Genomic DNA, 13,378 nt, shown 5'->3' on the forward strand with positions numbered 1-13,378 from the left:
TCAGCAACCCTTCACCGGAGCCGGAGTCCGCCATGCCGAAAATCAGGACCACGGGCACGCTCGTCGAGATCGACGGGGACGAGATGACCCGGGTGATCTGGCGGTGGGTCAAAGACCTGCTGATCCTGCCGAACGTCGACGTCCCCATCGACTACCACGACCTGGGCATCCGGTCCCGGGACGCCTCGGAGGACCGGGTCACCCTCGCAGCCGCCGAGGCCGTCCGGCGCCACGGCGTCGGCGTCAAGTGCGCCACCATCACCCCGGACGAGGCGCGGGTGCGGGAGTTCGGCCTCAGGCGGAGGTGGCGCTCGCCCAACGGCACGATCCGCAACCACCTGGGCGGCGTGCTCTTCCGCGAGCCCGTGGTGATCCCCGAGGTGCCCCGCCCGGTCCCCGGGTGGACCAGACCGATCGTCATCGGCCGCCACGCCTACGGCGACCAGTACCGGGCCACCGACATCCCGTTGCCCGGACCGGGCACGCTCACGCTGGCCTTCACCCCCGACGACGGCACGGAGCCGGCCGAGCACGTGGTCTTCCGCTCGCCGGGGCCGGGCGTCGCGATGGCCATGTACAACCTCGACGCCTCGATACGGGACTTCGCGCGCGCCTCGTTCTCCTACGCGCTCGGCCGCGGGTACCCGGTGTACCTGTCCACCAAGGACACGATCCTGGGCACCTACGACGGACGCTTCCGGGACCTGTTCGCCGAGGTCTTCGCCTCCGAGTTCCGGGCCGGGTTCGAGGCCGCGGGCCTGACCTACGAGCACCGGCTGATCGACGACATGGTCGCCTCCTCCCTGCGCGGGGCGGGAGGCTACGTCTGGGCCTGCAAGAACTACGACGGCGACGTCCAGTCCGACGCCGTCGCCCAGGGCTTCGGCTCCCCGGGGCTGATGACCTCGGTCCTGATGACCCCCGACGGCAGGACCGTGCTGACCGAGGCCGCGCACGGCACCGTCACCCGGCACTACCGCCGTCACCAGCGCGGCGAGGCGACCTCCACCAATCCGATCGCCCTGGTCCACGCGTGGTCCCGGGCCCTGGCCCACCGCGGCACGCTCGACGGCGTGCCGCAGCTGACCGGGTTCGCCGCCCTGCTGGAGGACTGCGTGCTCCGCACCGTCCGGGCCGGCCGCATGACCCAGGACCTCGCCCGCCTCACGGGCGAGGGCACACCGCACCTGAGCACCCGGGAGTTCCTGGCCTCGGTCGCCGAGACCCTTCGATCCGCCCGCGCGGAGTAACGCCCTCCCGCGCGGCGATGCCGCGGCCAGGCCGAGCGCCGCGTGGCGACGGCCTCCGCCGGGCCGCGCCGGTGGTCAGGCGTCAGCGGTCAGTCGCCGACGGTCAGTCGCCGGCGATCATGGCCCTGAGCTCGTCGAGCGTGTCCCGGACGAGGTGCGGCAGGTCGCGCCCGTCGCCCTCCGTGGCCCAGCGTCCGAAGGCGATCCGGAACACGGCCACTCCCGTCTCGGCCGCCAGGCTCGCGGCCGGGTCCGCGACACCGCGCCGGCGCAGCGCGTCGGCGAGCGCGGCGGCGAGGGAGGCGAGCTTGATCAGCTCGCGTTCCCGCAGCTCGGGGCTGGCTGCGATGACGGCCTGGCGCTTCCGGGCCGCTTCGCCGCGTTCCCCCACCAGGGCGGAGGCGGACTGGAGGGCCGCGGACACCGCCTCGAACGGCGCGGCGGTCGCGGGGCTCGCGGCGAGGGCCGTGACGAGGACCTCCCGCAGGGGATTGCCCTGGGGGAAGAGGACCTCGCGCTTATCGGCGAAGTGCCGGAAGAACGTCCGCTCCGTGAGCCCCGCCCGCGCGGCGATCTCCTTCACGGTGGTCTGCTCGAACCCCCGCTCGCCGAAGAGATCCAGCGCCGCCTGCTCCAGCCGCCCCCGCGCGTCCGGCTCCCATCGCCCCATGCCCCAGACTCTACGCGATGACAGCAACTGTCATCGCTAGGGGTATCGTGGATGTCATCAACTGACATCAGTCTGGTCGCCACGCCCCGGCCCGCCGGGACGCGGCCCGCTCACGTGGAGGTACTTCCCATGCGCGTCTTCGTCACCGGCGCCTCCGGCTGGATCGGCTCCGCAGTCGTCCCGCAGCTCATCAACGCAGGTCACCAGGTCACCGGACTCGCCCGGTCGGACGCCTCCGCCGCCGCTCTCGCCGCCGCCGGGGCCGAGCCGGTCCGCGGCACTCTCGACGACCTCGACACGCTGCGGAGCTCCGCCGCCGCGTCGGAGGGCGTGATCCACCTGGCGTTCAAGCACGACATCGCCTTCACGGGAGACTTCCAGGGCGCCGCCGACGCGGACCGCCGCGCCGTCGAGGTGATCGGCGAGACGCTCGCGGGCTCCGGCCGGCCGTTCGTCATCACCTCCGGGACCCCAGCGCTGCCCGGGCACGTGGCAACCGAACGCGACGGGCACAGCCCCGTACCGGCCGCACAGGGCGGCGGCCCGGACGCCCGGGCCGTCACCGCCGAGCTGGCGCTCTCCCTGGCCTCCCGGGGCGTGCGCTCCAGCGTGGTGCGGCTCCCGCGGACCAACCACGGCGAGGGGGACGCCGGCTTCATCGCGACCCTGGTCCAGACCGCCCGCGCCACAAACGTCTCCGGCCACATCGGCGACGGGACGAACCGCTGGCCCGCCGTTCATCGCCTCGACTCCGCCCACCTGTTCCGCCTCGCGCTGGAGAAGGCCCCCGCGGGATCGACGCTGCACGGCGTCGCGGACGAGGGCGTGCCCCTGCGCGCCATCGCCGAGGTCATCGGCCGCCACCTGCACCTCCCGGTGGTCTCCGTCCCCGACGAGGACGCGCGCGGGCACTTCGGCTGGCTGGCCGGCGTCCTCGCGATCGACCAGCCGGCCTCCAGCGCGCTGACCCGCGAACAGATCGGCTGGGAGCCGGTGCAGCCGGGACTCCTCGACGACCTCGACAAGGGCCACTACTTCCGCACCCCACCCGCCTGACCGGCCCCGCCCTCGGGGCGGCGACCCGGCGCGCGAGGCGGCGGGCGGGCAGCCGCACACCACGGGCATGCGGGCGTTCGACGGGGTTGACGGCGAGGGCTCGAAGACGTGCTGAGGATGGGTCTCCTGGGCACGCGCCGCAGGCGGTCGGCACCGGCCCGACGCGAGCGGGAGTGCCGGTCCGCGTGGTCAGCTGCCCAGGTTGACTTCCGGCGCGTCGACGGCCGCCTCCTCGATGTGCCAGCGTTCCAGACGGCACCGACCACGCCAGCCACAAGGAGCAGGGCAGCATGATCCGCCGCTACATCATCCGGCGAAACCGTCACGCTGACGATCAGCGGCTACGAGCCGTGGTCGACAGGGCGAACGTTGCCTGATGCGGCACTAGGTCGGCCCATAGTCCGGCCGGAATCTGCGGGCTTCGGCAGCAGAAAGCCGTCGAGGTACAGGTCGACGTGCTCGTTGTAGAACGCGGTCAGCCCCGCGATGCGGTGCGCCTGGACGGTCGGGAAGTCGTAGGTCCAGGCGATGTCCTCATGGGAGGCGGCGTCACTGTCGAAGGACCAGTACCCGCTCGTCGTGCCCTTGTACGGGCAGCGTGTAACCGTGTCCGAGTGCCGCAGCCGGGTCCAGTCGATGGTCGCGGGGTCGAGGTAGTAACGGGTCGGCAGGCCGGTCTCGAAGAGCTTGACGCAATTGTCGGCCTCGGCGAGGACAACTCCGTCCAGCTCGACTCGGACCCTGCTGTTCGAACGCAGGGCGTCGACACGGGAGTAGGGGCTGCGGGGTGCACGAAGACCGGCTCGTCCTCTTCGAGCCAGGAATCCAGTGCCCCCCCACTCGAAACGCACGGTGTCATGCAGCGGACCCGGCGCTCCCTCGCCCCAGACCCACGCCGCCCCCTCGCGGACCTCCTGTCCGACCTGAAGAGTGTGACGGTGCGCCGGTCCGGCACCGAGCTGCTCCATGTGTCCGTCGTCGCTGAGCACGCCGTCGACCAAGTCGCTCACGGGGATGCTGAATTGAGGGTAGGCCTGCCATTCCCACACGTACAGGGCGCGGCGGGTGTCGAAGACAACCCGGCCCGCGACCGTCCCCCGGATGCGGCGCGGGACGGGTTCGACATGCCCGATCGGGACGATGAGGCTGGGATGCAGAACACTTTCGGTTGCCAGGGTGATCACCTTGCATTCACTGAGGGTGTTGCCAACATCTTCACACGATGTCCCACGGGCACCTCACCGGATCGGTGACCCTCGGTGTCACAGAACCGGCAGGTGCCCGGTCAGTGGACCGTAACTGTTCCGCACCTGAGGAGATCCCCCCGTGGAAGCTCGTATCAACTACTTCGGCAACGCTCTCGCCGGCAAGGTCATGAAGCACTTGAACTCGGCCGGGGCGGCGGTGCACTCGACCCTTCCGGTCGCCACCCAGGAGCTGGTGAAGATCCGTGCCAGCCAGATCAACGGCTGCGGCTTCTGTACCGACATGCACACCAAGGACGCCACCGCCGCGGGCGAGGAGCAGCAGCGGCTGAACCTGGTGGGCGTGTGGCGCGAGGCGACGGTGTTCACCGAGGCCGAGCGCGCGGCCCTGGAACTGACCGAGCAGGGCACGCGCATCGCGGACGGCTCGGCCGGGGTGTCGGACGAGGCCTGGGCGAACGCCACGAAGCACTACGACGGGGACCAGCTCGCGGCGCTGATCTCGCTGATCGCGGTCATCAACGCCTACAACCGCATCAACGTCATCAACCAGCAGCCCGCCGGCGGCTACAAGCCCGGCATGTTCGGCTGAGCCGACCGCTCGGCCTGGCCGGACGCGCGGGTCCGTAACCCGGCCTCCCGACCATCGGCCGGGCGGCGGACCCCACCACCCGGACCCGGCCACCCGGCCCTTGGCCCCCAGCCCCGGTATCCGCTCGCCCCGAGCCAGGACACGCCATGAAGCGCGCTCACACCAGGGACGGCGCCGCCCCCGTTCCCGTCGCCTTCCTCCGAATCGCCACCGCGCGCGGCCGGTGGACCCTGCTGGCCACGGTGCTGGGGTCGAGTGTCGTCCTGCTCGCCTCCACCGTCACCAACGTCGCGCTGCCGCACATCGGCCGGGACTTCGGCGCCGGTCTCGACGTGCTCCAGTCGACGGTCAACGCCTACATGCTGACCCTGGCGGGGCTGATCCTGCTGGGCGGTTCCCTGGGCGACCGGCTCGGGCGGCGGCGGGTCTTCGTCGTGGGCGTCGTGTGGTTCGCGGTGGCGTCCCTGCTGCGCGGCCTCGCCCCGAACGCCGACACGCTGGTGTGCGGCGCGGGCATGCTGATGACGCTGCGGGTTGGGCCGGGCGCGTCCTACCCGGCCGACGCCCTGCCCGCGCTGCTGGTGATGGGCACCGGCATGGTCGTCCTGGTCGCTCCGCTGACCGTGACCCTGCTGTCCTCGGTGGACGCCTCGAACGCCGGACTGGCCAGCGGCATCAACAACGCCGCGGCGCGAACGGCCGGGCTGGTCGCGGTGGCGGCGCTGCCGCTGCTGGTCGGGACGGGGCCGGACACCTACCGGTCGGACGCCGCCTTCGACACGTCGTTCCGCAGGGCCATGCCGCTGTGCGCGGGTCTGCTGGCCGTCGGCGCGGCGCTCGCCTTCGCCATGCTGCGGCAGACCTCCGCGGCCCCGCACGGGCCGCAACGGTGGGCCCACGGCTGGTCGTCGGAGCCGCCGCTGGTGTCCCGCTTCACCCACCACCGAACCATCGACTGAACCCCGGCCGGGCTTGAGAAGTCCTGACGCAGAGACAAGACGCAGAGAAGAGAAGACGCAGAGAAGAGGAACCCGTCATGTCGTATCCGTATCCCGAGCAGAAGTACTGGGGCGAGGACGGTGAGGTCAGTGCCGTCTTCCGGCCTGCCACCACACCCCCCGACCGCGGTGAGAGGGGGACGGGCAAGGACGCCACCCACTATCTGGCGACGACCGCCACCACCCGGGGCGAGTTCGGGCTGTACCGGGTGGAGATGAGTCCCCGGGCAGGCGGCCCCAAGACGCACTTCCACAAGCGGATCTCAGAGTCGTTCTACATCCTGGACGGCACCGTGCGCGTCTTCGACGGCGTGCAGTGGGTCGACGCCCGCAAGGGGGACTTCCTGCACGTGCCGCAGGGCGGTCTGCACGCCTTCCGGAACGACTCCGACGCCCCGGCCGACATGCTGCTGCTGTTCACGCCGGGCGCTCCGCGCGAGGAGTACTTCGAGCAGGTGTCGCAGCTGGCGCACGCCTCGGAGGAGAAACGGGCCGCGTTCTTCGACCGGCACGACTCGTACTTCGTGGAGTGACGGAGTAACGGAGGAGGCAGCAGGCGGGAAGAAGGCCGCTGACACGAGCGGGGCCCCGCTTCCGTGACACCGGTGGGTACCGGGGTGTCACGGACGCGAGGCCCCGCGCCGTGCGTCAGGCGGCCGGCCGCGGCGCGCGCAGGTGGGCGCGCTCCTTCAGCTCCGCCTCGTCGACCAGCTCCAGCATAGGCTTGCCGGGCGCGCACAGCATCGTGACGACGAACTCGGTCCGCTCGTCGTCCAGGGCGTTGCCGTCCTGGTAGTGGATGGCGTCGCCGCCGGGCTCCCAGAAGGTGCCGCCGGCCTCGATGACGCATTCCGGCTCCCCTTCCAGTTCGAAGCGGACGGCGCCCTTGAGGACGTAGCCGAACGCCGGGCCGGAGTGGCGGTGCGGCGGGGTACCGGGGTCGCCGGGCTCCCACTGCACGTGGATGGTCATCGCCGAGGCGCCCTCGGGAACAACGATCGGTGAGGCGTCCTGGAGCATCTTCGCCGCCCGGGTCCAGCTGGGGCCGTCCTCCCCGCCCCCTCCGTGCCTGTGGTGGCCGTGGTGGGTGTGCTGTGAGTTCTCCGACACTGGGTCGCACCTTCCGTGGTTGCACCGTGTCCGCGCGGCATATCGTCCGCGCCGTCATGTGTTCGTCGCGGTCGTGACGACCGCTCGACTCTCCTGACCGGGTTCCCCGGGAATCTGTGACACGCGGTGACGAACCACCGGCTCGACACAGTGTCACAACCCGGCCCCTGCCTGTCTACGTGGGTGTGGTGAGCACGGTGGCCTGCGATGCCCGCGCTGCCGTCACCCCTCGGACACCCGGCAGGGTCATCGGCCCCCGACGAAGGAGATCCAGATGAGAGTCGTCGTTGTAGGCGCCACCGGTCTGATCGGTTCCCGGACGGTCGCCCGGCTCCGCGACCACGGGGTGGAGGTCGCACCGGTCTCCCGCGGGGACGCGGTCGACGTGAGCACCGGCCAGGGCCGGAAACGGGCCCTGCGCGGCGCCGACGTGATCGTGGACGTCACCGACGCCCCTCACGCGAACAGACGGTCAGCACGGGTTCTTCACCGCCTCGGCGGGCCATCTCCTCAAGGCCGCCGCCGCGGCGGGCGCCGAGCACGACGTGGCACTGTCGGTGGTGGGCGCCGACCGCGTCGACTCGGGCTACTTCCGGGCCAAGGCGGCCCAGGAGAACCTGGCACGGCACGCGAGAGGTTGTGGTCCGCGATCGGCAGGGCTCTCACCCCTGACGGTTCGCTGTTCCTGCAGCTGCCGCCGGCCCGCCTTCCGGTCCGCACCGTCGTGCGCGTGCTGGCGGACAAGCGAGTCGGCGAGCACATCTACGGCGGGCGGATGACGATGTCGGCCGCCGGCTACCGCATCCGCACGCGCGTCGACTACTGGGTCAGAAATGCCGAGAACGTCCTGCGGTCGGCCAGGAATCGACCGGCAGCGCCGCTTGTAACATGATGCGCACAAGCCAGAAGGGACTCTTCATGCACGCCGGCAGCCACCCCGACGCCCTTGATCAAGCGATGGAGGACTTCCTCGCGGCACGCCCACAGCTCTTCGGCATCGCGTACCGCGTACTGGGCAGCATGGTGGAGGCCGAGGACGTCGTGCAGGACACGTGGGTGCGGTGGCAGAAAACGGACCGCACGAAGGTGAAGGAACCGGCGGCCTTCCTGACCACGGTCGTCACACGGTTGGCGATCAACTTGGCTCAGTCCGCGCGGGTGCGCCGGGAATCCTATGTCGGGCCGTGGCTTCCCGATCCCGTCGACACCACGGAGGATCCGCACCTGGGTGCGGAGCGTGCCGAGGCCCTGGAGCTGGCGGTTCTGATGCTTCTGGAGAAGCTGAACCCCGTGGAACGCACCGCCTATGTGCTGAGGGAGGCGTTCGACTACCCCTACGGCCGGATCGCCGAGATCCTGGAGACGACCGAGGCCAACGCACGCCAGCTGGTGAGCCGGGGGCGCAAGCACCTGGCCGCCGAGCGCACGGCGCGCGTCACGCGGACCGCCCACCGTCGCCTGCTGGAGGTGTTCCTCTCCGCGGCGCGGACGGGCGAGCTGTCGGTCCTGGAGGACATTCTGACCGCCGACGTCGTCAGCTACTCGGACGGCGGCGGGACCCGCGGCGCGTCCAGGATCCCGGTGGTCGGACGGACCCACGTGTCGCGGTACCTCGTGGCCTTCGCCCCACGCTTCTGGCCGCAGACGGACATCCGGTGGGTCGAGGCGAACGGTCTGCCGGCGGTGCTGATCTCCTCCGGCGGGGAACCCGTCAGTCTGCTGTCCCTCGACGTCTCGGAGGAGGGCATCGACCGGGTCATGTGGGTGATGAACCCGGCCAAACTGGCTTCCTACATGGCCTCCTTGCAGGACTGACCAGCCCTCGGCGTCTCCTTCGCTCGCGGACCGGCGTCACAGGAGCGGTCGTTCCTCGGTCATGCAGTAGTCCGGCCCGAACTGCACGACGGACGCCTCACCACGACGACTCGGAGTCATGCCGTGACCGGTTCCGATCCAGCTGCCCGCCCTGTCCACCGAGAAGGACTTCACCGGGGACGAGTTCTCGCCTATCTACACGACGACGGTGACCGTCGACGGTGGTGCGGCCTCGCACGGGCGGGCCTCCGGCCGGGCACGTTCGTCCGACGGCGCCTTGGACCTGGATCTACGGATGCCCGCCGAGCTGGGCGGCAGCGGCCAGGGGACCAACCCCGAGCAGCTGTTCGCGGCCGGCTTCGCGGCCTGCTTCCACGGCGCGCTGAGCCTCCTGGCGCGGCAGGAGGCATTCGACCCCGCCGCCATCTCCGTCCTGGCGACCGTCGCGTTCGGACGTGATCCCGAGGACGGCGGCTATCTGCTCCACGTCGACCTGGTGGTGCGGTGGCCCGGCGTCCCGCGCGAGACGGCCACGAGCCTGATGGAGCGGGCCGACGGGTTGTGTCCGTACGCACGCATGGCCTGGAGGGGCACCCCCACCACCATCACACTCGCTCCCTGACCGGTCAGAGCGGAAACCACGGATCCACATCGGCGGCTTCCTCCTTGCGGACGGTGAACCCGGAGATCTCCTTCTTGCGCACGTGCTGCGGCGGCAGGGCCGCGACCAGGGGATGGTCACCGGGCGCCCCATGAGGTCCACGCCGCTGTGGCGAACCCCCGTGGAAGAACTCCTCGTTGACGGACCGGTAGTGCGCCCAGTGCTGCGGCAGGTCGTCCTCCTGGAAGATCGCCTCCACCGGGCACACGGGCTCGCAGGCGTGGCAGTCGACGCACTCGTCGGGGTTGATGTACAGCGTGCGTGCGCCCTCGTAGATGCAGTCCACCGGGCATTCGGTCAGGCACGCCCGGTCCTTGATGTCGACACAGGGCTGCGCGATGACATACGTCATCCCTTGCTCCTCTCCGGGCTTAGGGCTCACCCATGTGACCGACGACGCCGCAAAGTTGTGACACCTGCACACGCACGGTGCTCATCACATCGGCACCCATGTCACAAACCGTCGCCCGGACTTGTCACTTGTCCGTGACCCACCCAGAGCGACGGGAGTGATCGTGGCCATGACCGAACAACGTCTTGCCACCACGGTGCTGGTGATCGGCACCGGCGGAGCCGGCCTGCGGGCGTCGATCGAGCTGGCCGAGGCCGGCATCGACGTTGTCGCCGTCGGCAAACGTCCCAAGGAGGACACCCACACCTCACTGGCCGCCGGTGGGATCAACGCGGCCCTGGCCACGATGGATCCCGAGGACAGCTGGCAGCAACACGCCGCCGACACGCTCAAGGAGAGCTACCTGCTCGGTGACCCCCGTACGGCCGAGATCGTCACCCGGGGCGCCGCCCCGGGCATCGACGACCTGGAGCGATACGGCATGGCCTTCGCCCGTGAGGAGGACGGCCGCATCTCACAGCGTTTCTTCGGCGCGCACAAGTTCCGGCGCACCGCCTTCGCCGGCGACTACACGGGCCTGGAGATCCAGCGCACGCTCGTCCGGCGGGCGAGCCAACTGGACATCCCCCTGCTCGACAGCGTCTACATCACCCGCCTCCTGGTGCACGACGGCGCGGTGTTCGGCGCCTACGGCTTCGACCTCAGCAACGGAACCCGCTACCTCATCCACGCGGACGCCGTCATCCTCGCGGCCGGCGGTCACACGCGCGTCTGGCGCCGCACGTCCTCGCGGCGCGACGAGAACACCGGCGACTCCTTCCGGCTGGCAGTCGAGGCCGGGGCCAGGCTGCGCGATCCCGAACTGGTGCAGTTCCACCCCTCCGGCATCATCGAGCCGGAGAACGCCGCCGGCACGCTGGTCAGCGAAGCGGCCCGCGGCGAGGGCGGCGTCCTGCGCAACGCCCTAGGCGAGCGGTACATGAGCCGCTACGACCCCGAGCGCATGGAACTGTCCACGCGCGACCGCGTGGCACTGGCCTCCTACACCGAGATCAAGGAGGGGCGCGGCACGCCCAACGGCGGCGTCTGGCTCGACGTCTCGCACCTTCCCCGCCAGACGATCATGGCGCGGCTCCCGCGGGTCTATCAGACCCTCCTCGAACTGCAGATGCTCGACATCACGCGTGATCCCATCGAGGTCGCCCCCACGGCCCACTACTCGATGGGCGGTGTCTGGGTCCGCCCCGAGGACCACAGCACCGACGTCCGCGGCCTGTACGCCATCGGCGAGGCCTCCAGCGGACTGCACGGCGCCAACCGCCTGGGTGGCAACAGCCTCATCGAGCTTTTGGTCTACGGCCGCATCACCGGTCAGGCCGCCGCCTACTCGGAATCACTCACCGCACAGCCCCGCAGCGCCTCCGCCGTGGCCGGGGCCCGCGCCGAGGTCGACAAGGTGCTCGCCGCCGACGGACCCGAGAACGTCCGCGCCCTGCAGCGCGCCATCCGCAACACCATGACCGAGCACGCGGGCGTCGTCCGGGACGAGCAAGGTCTGCGGGCCGGTCTGGCGGAGCTGGACCTCATCGAGAAGCGCATGGAGAACGTCGGAGTCCACCCCGACATCGCCGGCTTCCAGGACCTCGCCCACGCCTTCGACCTGAAGTCGGCCGCCCTGGCCGCGCGCGCCACTCTCGAGGCGGCACTGGAGCGCCGGGAGACCCGCGGCTGCCACAACCGCAGCGACTTCCCCGAGACGGACCCCGCGTTCCTCGTCAACCTCGTCTGGTCCCCGAAGACCGGTGTCGCCCACGAGAGCATTCCCCCCGTTCCGGAGGAGATCGCCTCGCTCATGGCGGAGGTCTCCGCCGAGGGAAAGCTCGTCGAATAGCCGGAAACCGGCCGGACGCATAGCGACCTTGTCACGCAGAGCATGTGAACCCGGTCTTTCCTTACAAACCCTGTCCTCGCGACAATCACGCACTCCCGAAAGGATTCACTCATGAAGGTCGTCGTCATCGGCGGTACCGGACTGATCGGCTCGAAGCTGGTCGCCAAGCTCAAGGAGCACGGTCATGAGGCCGTACCGGCCGCTCCCAACACGGGTGTCAACACCCTCACGGGCGAGGGTCTTGCCGAGGTCCTGACGGGCGCCTCGGTCGTGGTCGACGTCTCCAACTCTCCTTCCTTCGCGGACGACGCCGTAATGGAGTTCTTCCGCACCTCGACCACCAACCTCCTCAAGGCGGAGGCGGACGCCGGTGTCACCCACCACGTGGCCCTGTCCGTCGTCGGTACGGAGCGGCTCCAGGAGAGCGGCTACTTCCGTGCCAAGCAGGCGCAGGAGGAGCTGATCAAGGACTCGGGCATCCCGTACTCCATCGTGCACGCCACGCAGTTCTTCGAGTTCATGAAGGGCATCGCCGAATCCGCGACCGATGGTGACACCGTCCGTCTGGCCCCGGTCAAGATCCGGCCCGTCTACTCCGACGATGTGGCCGCGACCGTGGGCCGCACCGCCGTCGGTACCCCCGTCAACGGGGTGGTGGAGGTCGCCGGTCCCGACGTGTTCCAGTTGGACGAGCTGATCGGCAAGGGCCTGGCCGCCAAGAACGACCCGCGCAAGGTCGTGTCCGACGTGTACGCGCCGTACTTCGGTGCGGAACTGCGGGAGACCACGCTGCTCCCCGGCCCGGACGCGCACGTCGCGGAGACCCGTTTCGCCGACTGGCTCGCGCAGCAGCAGGGCTGAGTCGTCACCGGGGCAGCAGGCACTGGGGAGAGCCTGCTGCCCCGGGCCGCGGCCTGCCGTGCGCACCACGGCACGGCGGGTCCCTTCCGTTCACCACAGACTTCAGGGTGGTCCCGTTCCCGGGACCACCCGGACATCGTTCGGGCCGCGCTCACGCAGCCGCTTCCGTCACCGTCACCGTCACCGTCACCGTCACCGTCGCCGTCGCCGTCGGCCGACGCATCGTCCGCAGTCGCATGGCGCGGCGCTCTCCTTCCGTCGTACCGCCCCAGATGCCCTCGACCGGGCCCACGTCGACGGCCCACGACAAGCACTGCTCCGCCACCGGGTACCGGCGGCAGACAGCCTTCGCCTCGTCGATCTGAAGGGCTGTCTGGCCACTCCTGATGTTGCTATCGGGAAGAAGAGATCCGGGTCTTCGGCGGATTGCCCGGTCAGATCCGGGTGGACCGCGGCAAGGAGTTCCTGTGCGCGACGGTCACCGCGGCGATGGGCGCGCTCGCCGTTCCCGTGACCGATCTTCCTGCCTATACCCGCACTTGAAGGGCACCATCGAGGCGCTGAACGACGCGGTCGAGGAGATGTTCCTCGTCTCTCTTCCCCGCTACACCGGCCGCCAGAAACTCACCGGCGGCCGGCTCGCCGACCCCGACGCACCGCCCCTGACGTATGCGGCGTTCGTGGGCCTGCTGCTGGACTGGGTGACCTGGTGGAACACCCGGCACCGCCCCACCACGCTGAACGGGAAGATCCCCGTCGAGGCGTGGGGCAGGCCGACGCGACTCCACTCACCGACGTGTCCGCCGGGCAGCTGGCGACGTTCGCTCTGGGCGTACGTACACGATCACTAGCCAGCGGGGTGCGGTGGCGCCGCCACCACTACCTCGCCCCATGGAAGTGGTCTTCGCTCTCGTCGG

At 70.4% G+C, this 13,378-nt stretch carries 14 protein-coding genes and 3 pseudogenes; 12 read left to right on the top strand and 5 right to left on the bottom strand.

Annotation, left to right across the window (positions count from 1 at the left end; genetic code table 11):
• Positions 1 to 32: 32 nt before the first annotated feature.
• Positions 33 to 1,250 carry an NADP-dependent isocitrate dehydrogenase gene (locus OIE51_RS00235; RefSeq protein WP_326594563.1) on the top strand — a complete coding sequence of 406 codons (1,218 nt, stop codon included), beginning with the start codon at positions 33 to 35 and terminating at the stop codon, positions 1,248 to 1,250.
• A 103-nt stretch (positions 1,251 to 1,353) separates the two neighbouring features.
• On the opposite strand, the gene OIE51_RS00240 is transcribed toward OIE51_RS00235, so the two are convergent.
• Positions 1,354 to 1,920 carry a TetR family transcriptional regulator gene (locus tag OIE51_RS00240; RefSeq protein WP_326594566.1) on the bottom strand — a complete coding sequence of 189 codons (567 nt, stop codon included), beginning with the start codon at positions 1,918 to 1,920 and terminating at the stop codon, positions 1,354 to 1,356.
• A 129-nt stretch (positions 1,921 to 2,049) separates the two neighbouring features.
• Here OIE51_RS00240 and OIE51_RS00245 point away from each other — a divergent pair, with 129 nt between their 5' ends.
• A complete protein-coding gene (locus tag OIE51_RS00245) occupies positions 2,050 to 2,976 on the top strand; it encodes an SDR family oxidoreductase (protein WP_326594568.1) in 927 nt (308 codons plus the stop codon).
• Between the two features lie 251 nt (positions 2,977 to 3,227).
• A pseudogene (locus tag OIE51_RS00250) lies at positions 3,228 to 3,353 on the top strand (IS630 family transposase); the annotation flags it as partial.
• On the opposite strand, the pseudogene OIE51_RS00255 reads toward OIE51_RS00250, so the two are convergent.
• Positions 3,318 to 4,151: pseudogene (locus tag OIE51_RS00255) on the bottom strand (DUF427 domain-containing protein). The pseudogenes OIE51_RS00250 and OIE51_RS00255 sit on opposite strands and share 36 nt — an antisense overlap.
• Before the next feature lie 151 nt (positions 4,152 to 4,302).
• Between OIE51_RS00255 and OIE51_RS00260 the strand changes: the two are divergent.
• The 3 genes from OIE51_RS00260 to OIE51_RS00270 all read left to right on the top strand — a co-directional run bounded on the left by OIE51_RS00260 (position 4,303) and on the right by OIE51_RS00270 (position 6,304).
• On the top strand, positions 4,303 to 4,773 hold the full coding sequence (locus OIE51_RS00260) for a carboxymuconolactone decarboxylase family protein (protein ID WP_326594570.1): 471 nt from the start codon (positions 4,303 to 4,305) through the stop codon (positions 4,771 to 4,773).
• Between the two features lie 146 nt (positions 4,774 to 4,919).
• On the top strand, positions 4,920 to 5,732 hold the full coding sequence (locus OIE51_RS00265; protein WP_326594573.1) for an MFS transporter: 813 nt from the start codon (positions 4,920 to 4,922) through the stop codon (positions 5,730 to 5,732).
• A 77-nt stretch (positions 5,733 to 5,809) separates the two neighbouring features.
• A complete protein-coding gene (locus OIE51_RS00270; RefSeq protein WP_326594575.1) occupies positions 5,810 to 6,304 on the top strand; it encodes a cupin domain-containing protein in 495 nt (164 codons plus the stop codon).
• 115 nt (positions 6,305 to 6,419) lie between these two features.
• Here OIE51_RS00270 and OIE51_RS00275 read toward each other — a convergent pair whose 3' ends face one another.
• Complete coding sequence (locus tag OIE51_RS00275) at positions 6,420 to 6,881, bottom strand: cupin domain-containing protein (RefSeq protein ID WP_326594577.1); 462 nt, start codon at positions 6,879 to 6,881, stop codon at positions 6,420 to 6,422.
• A 730-nt stretch (positions 6,882 to 7,611) separates the two neighbouring features.
• Between OIE51_RS00275 and OIE51_RS00280 the strand changes: the two genes are divergently transcribed.
• The 3 genes from OIE51_RS00280 (at position 7,612) to OIE51_RS00290 (ending at position 9,318) form a co-directional block, all read left to right on the top strand.
• On the top strand, positions 7,612 to 7,773 hold the full coding sequence (locus OIE51_RS00280) for a hypothetical protein (RefSeq protein ID WP_326594579.1): 162 nt from the start codon (positions 7,612 to 7,614) through the stop codon (positions 7,771 to 7,773).
• A gap of 26 nt (positions 7,774 to 7,799) precedes the next feature.
• Positions 7,800 to 8,696 (top strand): RNA polymerase sigma-70 factor, encoded by an 897-nt coding sequence (locus tag OIE51_RS00285; RefSeq protein WP_326594581.1) that lies wholly within the window; start codon positions 7,800 to 7,802, stop codon positions 8,694 to 8,696.
• A gap of 136 nt (positions 8,697 to 8,832) precedes the next feature.
• Positions 8,833 to 9,318 carry an Ohr family peroxiredoxin gene (locus OIE51_RS00290; protein ID WP_442812028.1) on the top strand — a complete coding sequence of 162 codons (486 nt, stop codon included), beginning with the start codon at positions 8,833 to 8,835 and terminating at the stop codon, positions 9,316 to 9,318.
• An 82-nt stretch (positions 9,319 to 9,400) separates the two neighbouring features.
• Here OIE51_RS00290 and fdxA read toward each other — a convergent pair.
• Positions 9,401 to 9,709, bottom strand: a pseudogene (fdxA, locus tag OIE51_RS00295) (ferredoxin); the annotation flags it as partial.
• A 169-nt stretch (positions 9,710 to 9,878) separates the two neighbouring features.
• Between fdxA and OIE51_RS00300 the strand changes: the two are divergent.
• Positions 9,879 to 11,600: an L-aspartate oxidase gene (locus OIE51_RS00300; RefSeq protein ID WP_326594585.1), complete on the top strand. Its 1,722-nt coding sequence runs from the start codon at positions 9,879 to 9,881 to the stop codon at positions 11,598 to 11,600.
• A gap of 111 nt (positions 11,601 to 11,711) precedes the next feature.
• On the top strand, positions 11,712 to 12,461 hold the full coding sequence (locus OIE51_RS00305; protein WP_326594587.1) for an SDR family oxidoreductase: 750 nt from the start codon (positions 11,712 to 11,714) through the stop codon (positions 12,459 to 12,461).
• 151 nt (positions 12,462 to 12,612) lie between these two features.
• Here the strand turns inward: OIE51_RS00305 and OIE51_RS26765 are convergent, their stop codons facing one another.
• Positions 12,613 to 12,786, bottom strand: coding sequence for a WhiB family transcriptional regulator (locus OIE51_RS26765; RefSeq protein WP_442811833.1), 174 nt, complete (start codon positions 12,784 to 12,786; stop codon positions 12,613 to 12,615).
• A gap of 214 nt (positions 12,787 to 13,000) precedes the next feature.
• Between OIE51_RS26765 and OIE51_RS00315 the strand changes: the two genes are divergently transcribed.
• Positions 13,001 to 13,312 (top strand): hypothetical protein, encoded by a 312-nt coding sequence (locus tag OIE51_RS00315; protein WP_326594588.1) that lies wholly within the window; start codon positions 13,001 to 13,003, stop codon positions 13,310 to 13,312.
• Positions 13,313 to 13,378 lie beyond the last annotated feature (66 nt).

Source organism: Streptomyces sp. NBC_01803 (genome assembly GCF_035917415.1).
Lineage (GTDB): Bacteria > Actinomycetota > Actinomycetes > Streptomycetales > Streptomycetaceae > Streptomyces.

Excerpts from the sequence above, each read along its gene's own strand:
- OIE51_RS00235 (WP_326594563.1), top strand. The coding sequence starts at position 33 with ATGCCGAAAATCAGGACCACGGGCACGCTCGTCGAGATCGACGGGGAC.
- OIE51_RS00240 (WP_326594566.1), bottom strand. The coding sequence starts at position 1,920 with ATGGGGCGATGGGAGCCGGACGCGCGGGGGCGGCTGGAGCAGGCGGCG.
- OIE51_RS00245 (WP_326594568.1), top strand. The coding sequence starts at position 2,050 with ATGCGCGTCTTCGTCACCGGCGCCTCCGGCTGGATCGGCTCCGCAGTC.
- OIE51_RS00265 (WP_326594573.1), top strand. The coding sequence starts at position 4,920 with ATGAAGCGCGCTCACACCAGGGACGGCGCCGCCCCCGTTCCCGTCGCC.
- OIE51_RS00270 (WP_326594575.1), top strand. The coding sequence starts at position 5,810 with ATGTCGTATCCGTATCCCGAGCAGAAGTACTGGGGCGAGGACGGTGAG.
- OIE51_RS00285 (WP_326594581.1), top strand. The coding sequence starts at position 7,800 with ATGCACGCCGGCAGCCACCCCGACGCCCTTGATCAAGCGATGGAGGAC.
- OIE51_RS00300 (WP_326594585.1), top strand. The coding sequence starts at position 9,879 with ATGACCGAACAACGTCTTGCCACCACGGTGCTGGTGATCGGCACCGGC.
- OIE51_RS00305 (WP_326594587.1), top strand. The coding sequence starts at position 11,712 with ATGAAGGTCGTCGTCATCGGCGGTACCGGACTGATCGGCTCGAAGCTG.